Consider the following 13,900-nt stretch of genomic DNA (forward strand, 5'->3'; position numbering starts at 1 on the left):
TAAAAAAACAATGACGATTGTATTTTATGAAGTGGCGGTAAGGGGAGCGAAGATACCCGCCGGCTTGCTCAGTGCGCCCGCTCAGCCCTGGGCGTTAACGGCCTGTCCGTGAACGCCGGCGCTGTCTTCGCCCATCAGGTAAAGGTAGGCGTGCATGATGTCTGCCGGTGCGGGATTGCTTGCGGGGTTCTCCGCCGGGTAGGCGGCCCGGCGCATGGCGGTGTTGGTGCCGCCGGGGTTGAGGCTGTTTACCCGCACCCTGGAGGTGTTTTCCTGCTCCGCCGCCAGCACCTGCATCAGGCCTTCGGTAGCGAATTTGGAGACCGCATAGGCGCCCCAGAAAGCCTTGCCGCGGCGACCGACACCGGAGGAGGTAAAGATCAGCGATGCGTCGGGGGCACGCTGCAACAGGGGTAGCAGGTAGCGGGTCAGCAGGAACTGGGCGTTGACGTTGACCTGCATCACTTCTTCCCAGGCTCTCCAGGTGGCGCTGTCGATCGGGCGACGTTCGCCGAGCACGCTGGCGTTGAGCAACAGGCCGTCGAGGTGGCCGAAGTTTTCCTCAATGGCCTGGGCCAGTTCCCGATAGGACGGTTCTTCGGCGCTGGCAAGGTCCAGCGGAAAGATCGCCGGCTGCGGGTGGCCCGCGGCCTCGATGGCATCGTAGACCGTTTCCAGTTTTTCGACCGTGCGCCCCAGCAGGATTACGGTGGCACCGTGGGCTGCGTAGGCCTCGGCTGCGGCGCGGCCAATGCCGTCGCCGGCGCCGGTGACCAGGATTTTTTTGCCCGCAAGCAGGTCGGGGCGTGGTTGGTAATCGGCGGGAGCGGTGGTAGTCGGGTTCAAAACAATCCTCGCAGCCGGCATCAAACCGGACTTTGCATGCTAAATGATCAGGCCCTGCAACTCGGTGCTGCAGGCAACCGAGGCGTTTGCCCCCCAGCTGCCGGGGTCGTCGTCCGCCTCGATATAGCCGTAAAGGGCGGCGATGGTGCGCATGCCGGCGCGACGGCCGGCCTCGATGTCGCGGCGATGATCGCCGATGTAGATGGTGCGCGCCGGACTGCAGCCGAGCTGGCGGCAGGCCAGGTAGAGAGATTCCGGATGGGGTTTGCGCTCTTTGACATCGTCCGGGCAGACCACGCTGCCGGCGGCGGGGCTCAGCGCCAGCGCTGCCAGCAGGGGCTCGGTATAGGCCCGCGGTTTGTTGGTGGATATTCCCCAGCCAATGCCGCGCTCGCCGAGTTCCACCAGCAGTTCGGCAATGCCGGGGTAGGGCACGGCGGTGGTGCCGAGCACCTCGCTGTAGAGATCCAGCAGGCGCAGGCGCTTGCGCTCGAATTCAGCCGCTGATTCGTCGATGCCCAGGGCCAGCTGTACCAGCGCCCGTGCACCGTTGGACACCGAGGCGCGGATGCGCTGCTCTTCCAGCGGCGGCAGGTCGTGTTCGGCGCGCAGGGCCTGCACCACCACCACGAATTCGCTGGCGGTGTCGATCAGGGTGCCGTCGAGATCGAACAATACCGCCTCCAGCGGCTGCTTGCGCGCGCTCAAAGGGGCTTCTCCGCACGCAGCATGTAGTTCACCGAGACGTCCGTCGGGTGCAGGCGGTAGTGCTTTGTGAGCGGGTTGTAGGTGAGGCCGGTGGTCTCGCGCAGCAGCAGGCCGGCGTCGCGGATCCAGCCCGCCAGTTCCGAAGGCTTGATGAACTTGCTGTATTCGTGGGTGCCGGCGGGCAGCAGTTTCAGCAGGTACTCGGCGCCGACAATGGCGAAGGCGAAGGCCTTGGGGTTGCGGTTGATGGTGGAGAAGTAGAGGCTGCCGCCGGGGCGCGCCAGCTCGGCGCAGGCGGCCACGACAGAGGCCGGGTCCGGTACGTGTTCCAGCATTTCCAGGCAGCACACGACATCGAAAGCCCCCGGTTCTGATTCCGCCAGCGACTCCGCCGTGCTCTGGCGGTAGTCGACTTCCACCCCGGATTCCAGTTGGTGGATGCGCGCGACGGCCAGCGGCGCCTCGCCCATGTCGATGCCGGTGACACTCGCTCCGCGCTGGGCCATGGCCTCCGCCAGGATGCCGCCGCCACAGCCGACATCCACCAGTCGTTTGCCGCCGACCGGCGAGTGCTGGTCGATGAAATTGGCGCGCAGTGGGTTGATGTCGTGGAGGGGGCGGAATTCGCTGTTGCGATCCCACCAGCGCGACGCCAGGGCCTCGAACTTGGCGATTTCCTCGGGGTCCACGTTCTGTGCCCCCGCCGTATCCCGGGTTTCAGTTTGCTGTTGGCTCATGCCGCACTGTTCCTGTGTGTTGCGATGCGCCCGCGCCAGTCCTGTACCCGGCTGGCGAGGGCGCTGGTATTGATGGTGGTGAGCTGGCGGTCGCGCAGCAGGGGGCGACCGCCCACCCAGCTGTGGCTGACCTCACTGCCGTTACAGGCATAGACAACCTGCGACAGCGGGTTGTGCACCGGCTGGGTGGCCGGCCCGGATAGATCCACGGCGATGATGTCGGCCAGTTTGCCCACTTCCAGGCTGCCCACCTGCTCGTCGATGCCCAGCGCCCGGGCGCCGCCGAGGGTCGCCATTTCCAGCACGGCAGCCGCGGGCAGGGCACTGGCATCGGCGTCGCTGACCTTGGCCAGCAGGGCCGCGGCCTGCATCTCCGCGAACAGGTTGAGGCTGTTATTGCTGGCTGCGCCGTCCGAACCCAGGGCCAGGTTGATGCCGCTCGCACGGAGTTTTTCGCTGGGGCAGATCCCCGAGCCCAGCTTCATGTTGGAGCGCGGGCAGTGCACCACATGGGCCCCGGTGGCGACCAGCAGCTCGATGTCCTGCTGGCCGAGATCGGTCATGTGCACGCACTGGGCGCGGGGGCTCAACAGGCCGAGGCGGTCCAGGGTATCAATGGGGCGCTCGCCGGTGGCCTCCACCGCCTGCAGCACTTCCGCTGCCGTTTCGTGCAGGTGAATCTGGACCGGCAGGTCCAGCTCGGCGGCGAGGGTGGCGACCCGTGCCAGGTCGGCCTCCGGCACGGTGTAGGTGGCGTGGGGGCCGAAAACCACGCTGATGCGCTCGTCGTGCTTGAGGCTGTCGCGCAGCGCCAGCCCCTTGCTGATGCATTCGCCGGCATCCCGCGCCCAGGCGGTCTGGAAGCCGATGACGGGGATGGACAGCTGGCAGCGCATGCCGGCGGCCTGCACCGCTTCGGCCGCCGCTTCCGGAAAGAAATACATGTCGCTGAAGGTGGTGGTGCCGCAGCGGATCATTTCCGCCATCGCCAGTTCAGTGCCGTCGGCGACGAACTCGGCGCTGACATGGGCGGCCTCCGCCGGCCAGATGTGCTGTTCCAGCCAGGGCATCAGCGGCTGGTCGTCGGCGTAGCCGCGCAGCAGGCTCATGGCGGCGTGGCCGTGGGCATTGATAAGCCCGGGCAGCAGGACTTGCCCCGGTAATTCCAGCTCTTCCTGTGCCTGCCAGCCGGCAAGCTCCGCCCGCGGCGCCAGGGCGACGATACGGCCGTCGCGCATGGCCAGGCTGTGGCCGGTGAGCACCTCTCCCGCCGGTTGCACCGGGATGATCCAGTCGGGGTGGAGGAGGACGTCTGCAATCTTGCCGGGGCTGCTCATGTGCTCATTCCGGGGCGCCTGGGCGGCCGCACCTGGTCGATAATCGGTTAAAAAACAGGCGCCTGTTCCGCGCCGGCGCCTTTTTCCTGCGGCGCCGAATGCGCCAGCGCGGCAGTATAACCGTAAATGGCCCGCCGCCGCCCCGGGTTGGGGGCAAAACGGCAAAAACATGGCGGCTGAAGGGGTTCTTCCGTATAATCGCGGGTTTGCGTCGGGGGCCGTGCAATGCCGGCCGAGGCCAGCATCAGCGTCCTCTGGCTCCGCTCCCGCGCCGAGAATAAAACCTCGCTTTTCGCTGAAGGAATTCGCTGTAAATGGGTGAATTAGCCAAAGAGATACTGCCCGTCAATATCGAGGACGAGCTGAAACAGTCGTACCTCGACTACGCCATGAGTGTGATCGTCGGGCGCGCCCTGCCCGATGTCCGGGACGGGTTGAAGCCGGTCCACCGGCGCGTGTTGTTCGCCATGAACGAACTGAGCAACGACTGGAACAAGGCCTACAAGAAGTCCGCCCGTGTGGTGGGTGACGTGATCGGTAAATACCACCCCCACGGTGATTCCGCTGTCTACGACACCATCGTGCGGATGGCCCAGCCCTTCTCCATGCGCTACATGCTGGTGGACGGGCAGGGTAACTTCGGCTCCATCGACGGTGACAACGCCGCGGCCATGCGTTACACCGAAATCCGCATGCGCAAGATCTCCCACCAGATGCTGGCGGATCTCGACAAGGAAACGGTGGATTTCGTCGACAACTACGACGGCACCGAGCGCATTCCCGCAGTACTGCCCACCCGGGTGCCCACGCTGCTGGTCAACGGCTCCTCCGGGATTGCCGTGGGCATGGCCACCAACATCCCTCCGCACAACCTGCGAGAAGTGGTCGGCGGTTGCCTGGCCCTGCTGGCCAATCCCGACCTCACCGTGGATGAGCTGATGGAGTACATCCCGGGGCCGGATTTCCCCACCGGGGCCATCATCAACGGCCGCGCCGGCATCATCCAGGCCTATCGCACCGGGCGCGGGCGCATCTACGTGCGCGCCAAGGCCGAGGTGATCACGGATGAGAAGAAGGGCAAGGACACCATCCTCATCCACGAGATTCCCTACCAGCTGAACAAGGCGCGCCTCATCGAGCGCATCGCCGAGCTGGTCAAGGAAAAGAAAATCGAGGGCATCACCGAGCTTCGGGACGAGTCCGACAAGGACGGCCTGCGGGTGGTGATCGAGCTGCGCCGGGGCGAGATGGGCGATGTGGTGCTCAACAATCTCTATGCCCAGACCCAGCTGCAATCCGTATTCGGCATCAACATGGTGGCGCTGGTCGACGGCCAGCCCAAGGTGCTGAACCTGCGGGAAATTATCGAGGCCTTCCTGCGCCACCGCCGCGAAGTGGTGACCCGGCGCACCATCTACCTGCTGCGCAAGGCCCGCGAGCGGGGCCATATCCTGGAGGGCCTGGCGATTGCCCTGGCCAATATCGACCCGGTCATCGAACTGATCCGGTCCAGCCCCAGTTCCGCCGAAGCCAAGGAAAAACTGATCGCCCAGGCCTGGGTGCCCGGCGACGTGACCGCCATGCTGGAGCGCGCCGGCGACGACGCCTGCCGCCCCGATGACCTCGAGCCCCAGTACGGCCTGCGCGATGGTAAATACTATCTGTCGCCGGTTCAGGCCCAGGCCATCCTCGACCTGCGCCTGCATCGCCTGACTGGCCTCGAGCACGAGAAGCTGCTCAACGAATACGGCGAGAAGCTGGCGGAGATTGCCGACTACCTGGAAATCCTGGCCGACCCCGATCGCCTCAAGCTGGTGATTCGCGAAGAGCTGGAAGAGATCGTCACCGAGTACGGCGACGAGCGCCTGACGGAAATCACCGCCTCCCAGCACGACCTCACCGTGGAAGACCTGATCACCGAAGAAGACCGGGTGGTCACCATCTCCCACGGCGGCTACGCCAAGACCCAGCCCCTGTCCGACTACCAGGCCCAGCGCCGCGGCGGCATGGGCAAGTCCGCCCTGGCGGTCAAGGACGAGGACTTCGTCGAGCATCTGCTGATTGCCAGCACCCACGCCAACATCCTCTGCTTCACCAACATGGGCAAGGTGTACTGGCTCAAGGTCTACCAGATCCCGCTGGCCGGGCGTAACTCCCGCGGCCGCCCCATGGTCAACCTGCTGCCGCTGGAAGACGACGAGCGCGTCACCTCCATCCTGCCGGTCAACGAGTACACCGAGGGCTATTACATCTTCATGGCCACCGCCAACGGCACCGTGAAGAAAACCGCGCTGCCCGACTTCTCCCGTCGCCGCAGCGTGGGCCTGCGCGCCCTGGAGCTGGAAGAGGGCGACGTCCTGGTCGGCACCGCCATTACCAACGGTGAAAACGACATCATGCTGTTCTCCTCCGAGGGCAAGGCCGTGCGCTTCAGCGAGACCCATGTCCGCGCCATGGGCCGCACCGCCAAGGGCGTGCGCGGTATCACCCTGGGCGAAGGGCACAGAATGCTCTCCCTGATCATTCCCCAGGAAGGCGGCCGTGTACTTACCGCCTCCGAGAACGGCTACGGCAAACGCACCCCGGTGACCGAGTTCCCCACCAAAGGACGCGGCACCAAAGGCCTCATCGCCATGGCCACCACCGAGCGCAACGGCAGCCTGGTCGGCGCCGTGCAGGTGTTCGATGGCGACCAGCTCATGCTCATCTCCAACCAGGGCACCCTGGTGCGCACCCGCGCCGACGAAGTCTCCGAGTTGGGCCGCAACACCCAGGGGGTGCGCATCATCCGCACCAAGGAAGGCGAATTCCTGGTGGGCGTCGAGCGCATCGAGGAACCTGACGAAGAAGAGGTGATCGAGGCGCTGGAAGCTTCGGAGACTGTGGAGGCCACTGGCCCCGTGGCAGATACTCCGGTCGATAGCGATGATAATGCCGCAGAAGACGGTCCTTCAGACGACTCCGGCGACGACTAGAAATGTGCCTCGTACCTGCCGTTGGCAGGGCGCGAGGTGTAATTCGCGGGGGGAGGGTGCAGTGACCGTGTGAGACATGGATGTCGAGCACGAGCCTACATGGACGTATTCACGGCGTGTCACAGAACCCTTCCCCCGCGGATTGCGCCGGACTACAGGGTGCCCGAGAATGCACCTGCAAGTCCGGCCCGATACAACAACGCGTTTCCACCGGTTTATGGTGGTGTTTTAGGGAAATCCAAACAAATGACCCGCAAATACAACTTCTGCGCCGGCCCCGCCGCCCTCCCGGAAGCCGTCCTGCAAACCGCCCGCGACGAAATGCTCGAGTGGCAGGGCAGTGGCCTTTCCATCATGGAAATGAGCCACCGCAGCCCCGAAATCGTCGGTATCGCCGAGCGCGCCGAGGCCGACCTGCGCGAACTGCTGGGCATCTCCGGCGACTACGCCGTCCTGTTCCTGCAGGGCGGCGCCAGCACCCAGTTTTCCGCCGTGCCCCTCAACCTGCTCGGCGACAAAAAGAGCGCCGACTACGTCAACACCGGGCAGTGGTCCAAAAAAGCCATCGCCGAGGGCAAGCGCTACGGCCAGGTAAACGTGGTCGCCTCCTCCGAAGACACCAACTTCAGCACCATCCCGGCCTTCGATACCTGGCAGTTGGACAGCGCCGCCGCCTACCTGCACTACACGCCAAACGAAACCATTGGCGGTGTTGAGTACTTCTGGACGCCGGACGTCGATGTGCCCCTGGTGGCGGACATGTCCTCCACCATTCTGTCGCGGCCCATCGATGTGTCCAGGTTCGGCGTGATCTATGCCGGGGCCCAGAAGAACATCGGCCCTGCCGGGCTCACCCTGGCGATTGTGCGCAGGGACCTGCTCGGCCGCGCCTCCGCCATCTGTCCCGCCATGCTCGACTGGCAGGTGGCGGCGGAGAACGACTCCATGTACAACACCCCGCCCACCTATGCCCTCTACCTGGCGGGCCTGGTGTTTGACTGGCTGAAACAGCAGGGCGGCCTGACAGCGATGGAAGCCCTGAACCGTCGCAAGGCGGAAAAACTGTACGCCGCAATCGATGGCAGCGACTTCTACGCCAACCCGGTGGAAGTGGCGAGCCGCTCCCTGATGAACGTGCCCTTCACCCTGGCGGATGACAGCCTGGACAAGGCCTTCCTTGCCGGGGCCGACGAGGCCGGCCTGCTCAATCTCAAGGGCCACCGCTCCGTGGGCGGCATGCGCGCGAGTATCTACAATGCCGTGGGCGAAGACGCCGTCGATGCCCTGATCGCCTACATGCAGGACTTCGAACGTCGCCATGGCTGATCAACGCACCCTCGAGGAAGTTCGCGCCGATATCGATGCCATCGACCGTGAAATCCAGGCCCTGATCAGCCGCCGCGCGGGCTGTGCCCAGCGTGTGGCGGACATCAAGCTGGAGCAGATGCAGGCGGCCAGCGAGCGCGGTGAAACGCCGGGGGAGGTCGTGTATTACCGCCCCGAACGGGAAGCCCAGGTGCTCAAGCGCATCATGGACCGCAATGAGGGCCCGCTGGCCGGCGAGACCGTGGCGCATATCTTCCGCGAGATCATGTCCGCCTGCCTGGCGCTGGAAAAGCCCCTGCAGGTGGCCTACCTCGGCCCCGAGGGCACCTTTACCCACGCCGCGACCATCAAGCATTTTGGCCACGCCGCCATCCCGGTGTCCCAGAACACCATCGACGCCGTGTTCGCGCGGGTGGAATCCGGCGAGTGCAACTACGGGGTGGTGCCGGTGGAGAACTCCACCGAGGGCATGGTCAGCCACACCCTGGACAACTTCATGGATTCGCGCCTGAAGATATCCGGCGAGGTAGAGATGCCCATTGTCCACCACCTGCTGGTGGCGCCGGGTACCGAGCAGATGGCCGTGACCAAAATCTGTGCCCACCAGCAGGCCCTGGCCCAGTGTCGCAACTGGCTGGACCTGCACTGGCCCAATACCGAGCGCGAAGCGGTCAGCAGCAACGGTGAAGCCGCGCGTCTGGCGGCGGCGACACCCGGAGTCGCCGCTGTGGCAGGGGATATGGCGGCGGAACTCTACGGCCTGGAAAAGCTCGCCGAGCATATCGAGGACTACGCCGACAACACCACCCGCTTCCTGGTGGTGGGGCGCGACGAAGTGCCCTCCAGCGGCCGCGACAAGACTTCCATCATCGTTTCCAGCCGCAATAAACCCGGTGCCCTTTACGCCCTGCTGGACCCCTTCCGCAAGGCCGGTGTCAGCCTGACCCGCATCGATACCCGCCCTTCGCGCACCGAGAAGTGGGCCTATGTGTTTTTCATCGAATTCGAGGGTCATTTGCAGGACGACAACATTCGTGCCATTGTCAGCGAGCTCGAAGAGCAGTCCATTCTGCTAAAACCCCTTGGCTCCTATCCGCGGGCGGTACTGTAGGCCGCTCGAGCAAGACCTATGGCAGCGCGTATCGACACCATGCTCATTCTGGGCCTCGGCCTGATTGGCGGCTCCCTGGCTCGCGCCCTGAAGGCGCGGGGCTTTTGTCGCCGTATCGTCGGCTACGGCCACCGCGAGGCCTCGCTGCAACGCGGCGTGGAACTGGGGGTGATCGACAGTTACACCCTCGATCTCGACGCCGCCCTGGCGGAGGCGGATCTGATCGTGGTCGCCACGCCCACACTGGTGGCGGCGCAAATGCTGGAACGCATTCTGCCGCGCCTCGCTGAACTGGGCCGCGCGCCAGTGATTACCGATGTCGCTAGCGTCAAAGGCAACCTGCAGCGTGCGGCTATTGCCTGCTGCGGCGCCATGCCGCCCAACCTGGTGCTGGGCCACCCCATCGCCGGTTCCGAGAAGAGCGGCGTAGAGGCCTCGCGAGAGGATCTTTTCGTCAATCACCGCGTGATTCTCACACCGGCAGCGGAAAATGACCCGCAGGCGGTCCAGCTGGTCCGCGACCTGTGGGAAGTGACCGGCGCAGAGGTTGTGGATATGGCCGTGGATGACCACGACGCCGTACTTGCCGCCACCAGTCACCTGCCGCACATGCTGGCCTACGCGCTGGTGGACGCCCTTGCCCAGAGCCCGATGAGCACCGATATTTTCCGCTTTGCCGCGGGCGGCTTCCGCGACTTTACCCGCATTGCCTCATCGGATCCGGTGATGTGGCGGGACATCGCTATTGCCAATCGCGATGCCGTGCTGGCGACCATTGACCAGTTCAGCGCCCAACTCGCCAGCCTGCGTGCAGCCGTAGAGCGCGAGGACGCCGACGCCATGCTGCAAACCTTTAGCCGCGCCAAGGCGGCGCGGGACGAATTCGCCCTGATGCTGGAAGCGCGCAGCCGCAAGGACTGACGCCCCGGACCGAAAAGCCTGGAGAACAAGAGACTATGGAATTCAAACTCATGCCCGGCGGCACGATCAGCGGCGAAGCGCGCGTGCCGGGAGACAAGTCAATCTCGCACCGCTCCATCATGCTGGGGGCGCTGGCGGAGGGGACTACCCGGGTCAGCGGCTTCCTGGAGGGCGAGGACGCGCTGGCTACCGTTGCGGCCTTTCGCGCCATGGGGGTGCGTATCGAGGGGCCGGAGGACGGCGAAGTGGAAATTCACGGCGTCGGCCTGCACGGGCTGAAGGCCCCGGCCCGCGCCCTGGATGTGGGCAACTCCGGCACTACCATTCGCCTGCTGTCAGGCTTGCTGGCCGGCCAGGACTTCGACGTGGAACTGACGGGTGACGCATCGCTGCAGAAGCGGCCGATGGGACGGGTCATGGAGCCGCTCGCCCGCATGGGTGCCCAGATCACTGGCGCGGACGGCAAGCCGCCGTTGAAGATCGCCGGTGGCAGTGCCTTGAAGGGGATTCACTACGATCTGCCGATGGCCTCTGCCCAGGTGAAATCCTGTGTACTGCTGGCGGGACTCTATGCCGAGGGCCGCACTTCAGTAACCGAGCCTGCCCCCACCCGCGATCACACCGAGCGCATGCTGCGGGGTTTCGGCTACGAGGTGAAAAACAGCAATGGCGTCATCAGTCTGGCCGGCGGTGGTCAACTGCAGGGCGCGGAAATCGACGTGCCGGCGGATATATCCTCCGCTGCATTCTTCCTTGTGGCTGCCAGCATCGCCCCCGGCTCCGACCTGCTGCTGACCCACGTCGGTATCAATCCCACCCGCATCGGCGTCATCAATATCCTCACCCTGATGGGCGCCGATATCCAGCTCAAGCACGAACGCGAAGTGGGCGGCGAGCCGGTGGCGGATATCCGGGTGCGCTATGCGCCCCTGAAAGGCATTGAAATCCCGGAGGATCAGGTTCCCCTGGCCATCGACGAGTTCCCCGCCCTGTTTATCGCTGCGGCCTGTGCCGAGGGGCGCACTATTCTCCGTGGCGCAGAGGAATTGCGGGTCAAGGAGAGCGATCGCATTGCCGCCATGGCCGAAGGCCTGACCACGCTGGGCGTTGGCAACGAAGTGCTGGACGACGGCATCATCATCGACGGCGGGCCGCTGGGCGGCGGGGTGATCCACACCTACCACGACCACCGAATTGCCATGGCCTTCTCCATCGCCGCCCTGCGCGCAGAGCAGGAAATCCGCGTGCTGGACTGTGATCACGTGGCGACCTCCTTTCCCGGTTTCGACGCCCTGGCCCGCGGTCTCGGGCTGCAAGTCTCGGCGCTGGCGGACTAATGTCCAGCACGCCGGTCATCACCGTCGACGGCCCCAGCGGTGCGGGCAAGGGTACTATCAGCCACCTGCTGGCGGAGAAGCTGGGCTGGCACTTCCTCGACAGCGGTGCCCTGTACCGTGTCACTGGCCAGGCCTGTGTGATCGAGGGGGTGAGCTGGGAGGATCACGAGGCCGTGACCCGCATCGCCCGCCACCTCGATGTCAGCTTCACAACCGCCGACACCGGAGAAATCCTGGTGGCCTATAAAGGGAGGGACGTGAGCCGGGCCATTCGCACCGAAGAGGGCGGCCGGGGCGCCTCCACCGTGGCGGCCATTCCCGCGGTACGCCAGGCCCTGCTGGCACGACAGCGTGAATTCCTGCAGCCGCCCGGTCTGGTGGCAGACGGCCGCGACATGGGCACGGTGGTTTTCCCCGATGCCCCCCTGAAAATTTTCCTGACAGCCTCCGCCGAAGAGCGCGCCAGGCGGCGCTTTGATCAGTTGCTAGCCAAGGGAGAAAGTGTTAGTCTCCCGCGCCTTCTTGAGGACATCGAGGAGCGAGACGCGCGTGACAGCCAGCGCAAAGTCGCTCCCCTGCTCCCCGCGAAGGATGCCGTCGTCATCGACAGTACGGCCACTCCGGTGGCTGATGTGTTTGCGGCGGTCATGAGGGAAGTGGCGGCAAAAGGCCTGAAGTAGGCGGCTTTTTGCGCTAAATGCTGCAAAAATCCCTTTTTGAGTGGTAAGAAACTGAGCGTGAGGCCGGTCCAGAAGAGGCCCGCGCGCAGTATTTTTTATTGACCCGGACCGGCTGGCGGTGCGGTGCAGGCGTAACAACGCCGAATCACTTTTTACAGGTAATGTGTAATGAGCGAATCTTTCGCTGAACTTTTCGAAGAGAGTCTGAAAACTGTCGAGATGGAGCCGGGCAGCATTGTTACCGGCGTAGTGATAGACATCGACAACGAGTGGGTCACTGTCCACGCGGGCCTGAAGTCCGAAGGTGTGATTCCCCGTGCCCAGTTCATCGATGCGGCGGGCGAATGCAGCCTGAGCATTGGCGATGAAGTACAGGTGGCACTGGAAACCGTAGAAGACGGTTTCGGTGAAACCAAGCTGTCCCGTGAAAAAGCCAAGCGCGCCGAGGCCTGGAAAGACCTGGAAGCTGCGCACGAAGCCGACGAAGTCGTCACCGGCGTCATCAACGGCAAGGTCAAGGGCGGCTTTACTGTCGACATCAACTCCATCCGCGCCTTCCTGCCAGGTTCCCTGGTGGATGTGCGCCCCGTCCGCGAAACCACCCACCTGGAAGGCAAAGACCTGGAATTCAAGGTCATCAAGCTGGACCAGAAGCGCAACAACGTTGTGGTTTCCCGTCGCGCGGTCATGGAAGCGGCGAACTCCGAAGAGCGCGAAGCGCTGCTGGAAGCCCTGCAAGAGGGCATGACCATCAAGGGTATCGTGAAGAACCTGACCGATTACGGCGCGTTCGTCGACCTGGGTGGCGTAGACGGTCTCCTGCACATTACCGACATGGCCTGGAAGCGTATCAAGCATCCTTCCGAAATCGTGGAAGTAGGCCAGGAAATCGACGTCAAGGTGCTCAAGTTCGACCGCGAGCGCAACCGTGTTTCCCTGGGGCTCAAGCAACTGGGTGAAGACCCGTGGGTCGAAATCACCGGTCGCTACCCCGAAGGCAGCCGCGTCAAGGCGCGTGTTACCAACCTCACCGACTACGGCTGCTTTGCCGAGCTGGAAGAGGGCGTGGAAGGCCTGGTGCACGTATCCGAAATGGACTGGACCAACAAGAATGTACACCCCTCCAAGATCGTCCAGCTGGGCGACGAGGTAGAGGTGATGGTTCTGGATATCGACGAAGAGCGTCGCCGTATCTCCCTGGGCATCAAGCAGTGCCAGCAAAACCCCTGGGACGCCTTCGCTGCCCAGTACAGCAAGGGCGACAAGATTTCCGGCAGCATCAAGTCGATCACCGACTTCGGTATCTTCATCGGCCTGGAAGGCAACATCGACGGCCTGGTACACCTGTCCGACATCAGCTGGAACGAAGCTGGCGAGGAAGCGGTTCGCAACTACAAGAAAGGCGACGAGATCGAGACGGTTATCCTGTCCATCGATCCGGAGCGCGAGCGCATCTCCCTGGGCATCAAGCAGCTGGAGGGCGACTCCTTCACTGATTATGTCTCCGAGAACGACCGCGGCACCATCGTGACCGGCGAAGTGATCGAAGTGGAAGCCAAGGCTGTGATCGTGAAACTGGCCGAAGACATCGAAGGCGTACTGAAAGCTTCCGATATCAGCCGCGATCGCGTCGAAGACGCCCGTGCCTCCTTCAAGGTTGGCGACAGCGTGGAAGCGAAGATCATCTCCGTTGATCGCAAGAACCGTGTTCTTGGCCTGTCCATCAAAGCCAAGGACTACGACGATGAGAAGGAAGCTGTGAAGTCCCTGAAAGACCAGGACGAAGCGGCCTCTCCCGGTACCATCGGCGACCTGATCAAGGCGCAGATGAACGAACAGTCCTGAGATTAATCGTCTCGCTGTTTGAAAAGGGCCCTTCGGGGCCCTTTTTTTCGTTAAAAAATAACAACTTGCGCTATTGG

General features: G+C 63.9%; 11 protein-coding genes. 7 read left to right on the top strand and 4 right to left on the bottom strand.

Annotated elements, in window-relative coordinates; all coding sequences use genetic code 11:
- Window positions 1-81 precede the first annotated feature (81 nt).
- From FVW59_RS04075 to FVW59_RS04090, 4 genes are read right to left on the bottom strand one after another with little or no spacing between them, the layout of a single operon-like run.
- Window positions 82-846, bottom strand: coding sequence for a YciK family oxidoreductase (locus FVW59_RS04075; protein ID WP_246139617.1), 765 nt, complete (start codon window positions 844-846; stop codon window positions 82-84).
- Between the two features lie 39 nt (window positions 847-885).
- Complete coding sequence (locus tag FVW59_RS04080; protein WP_246139618.1) at window positions 886-1,554, bottom strand: HAD family hydrolase; 669 nt, start codon at window positions 1,552-1,554, stop codon at window positions 886-888.
- The gene (ubiG, locus tag FVW59_RS04085) at window positions 1,551-2,291 is read right to left on the bottom strand and encodes a bifunctional 2-polyprenyl-6-hydroxyphenol methylase/3-demethylubiquinol 3-O-methyltransferase UbiG (protein WP_148062925.1); all 741 of its coding nucleotides are present in this window, start codon (window positions 2,289-2,291) and stop codon (window positions 1,551-1,553) included. The genes FVW59_RS04080 and ubiG overlap by 4 nt, the downstream gene beginning before the upstream one ends.
- Window positions 2,288-3,628: a TRZ/ATZ family hydrolase gene (locus FVW59_RS04090; protein ID WP_148062926.1), complete on the bottom strand. Its 1,341-nt coding sequence runs from the start codon at window positions 3,626-3,628 to the stop codon at window positions 2,288-2,290. Before FVW59_RS04090 ends, ubiG begins: the two co-directional genes overlap by 4 nt.
- Before the next feature lie 314 nt (window positions 3,629-3,942).
- On the opposite strand from FVW59_RS04090, the gene gyrA reads away from it, so the two are divergent.
- From gyrA to rpsA, 7 genes are all read left to right on the top strand, one after another.
- Window positions 3,943-6,603: a DNA gyrase subunit A gene (gyrA, locus tag FVW59_RS04095; RefSeq protein WP_148062927.1), complete on the top strand. Its 2,661-nt coding sequence runs from the start codon at window positions 3,943-3,945 to the stop codon at window positions 6,601-6,603.
- A 246-nt stretch (window positions 6,604-6,849) separates the two neighbouring features.
- Entirely contained in the window at window positions 6,850-7,929 is a 1,080-nt protein-coding gene (gene serC / locus FVW59_RS04100) for a 3-phosphoserine/phosphohydroxythreonine transaminase (RefSeq protein WP_148062928.1), read from the top strand.
- On the top strand, window positions 7,922-9,040 hold the full coding sequence (pheA, locus tag FVW59_RS04105; RefSeq protein WP_148062929.1) for a prephenate dehydratase: 1,119 nt from the start codon (window positions 7,922-7,924) through the stop codon (window positions 9,038-9,040). The genes serC and pheA overlap by 8 nt, the downstream gene beginning before the upstream one ends.
- Window positions 9,041-9,058: 18 nt before the next feature.
- The gene (locus FVW59_RS04110) at window positions 9,059-9,961 is read left to right on the top strand and encodes a prephenate dehydrogenase/arogenate dehydrogenase family protein (protein WP_148062930.1); all 903 of its coding nucleotides are present in this window, start codon (window positions 9,059-9,061) and stop codon (window positions 9,959-9,961) included.
- A 35-nt stretch (window positions 9,962-9,996) separates the two neighbouring features.
- On the top strand, window positions 9,997-11,298 hold the full coding sequence (gene aroA, locus FVW59_RS04115; RefSeq protein ID WP_148062931.1) for a 3-phosphoshikimate 1-carboxyvinyltransferase: 1,302 nt from the start codon (window positions 9,997-9,999) through the stop codon (window positions 11,296-11,298).
- A complete protein-coding gene (gene cmk, locus FVW59_RS04120; protein ID WP_148062932.1) occupies window positions 11,298-11,978 on the top strand; it encodes a (d)CMP kinase in 681 nt (226 codons plus the stop codon). The genes aroA and cmk overlap by 1 nt, the downstream gene beginning before the upstream one ends.
- Before the next feature lie 168 nt (window positions 11,979-12,146).
- Complete coding sequence (gene rpsA / locus FVW59_RS04125) at window positions 12,147-13,823, top strand: 30S ribosomal protein S1 (RefSeq protein WP_148062933.1); 1,677 nt, start codon at window positions 12,147-12,149, stop codon at window positions 13,821-13,823.
- The last annotated feature ends 77 nt before the right edge of the window (window positions 13,824-13,900 follow it).

This window comes from Parahaliea aestuarii (assembly GCF_008064635.1).
In the GTDB taxonomy this organism is placed as follows: Bacteria; Pseudomonadota; Gammaproteobacteria; order Pseudomonadales; family Halieaceae; genus Parahaliea; species Parahaliea aestuarii.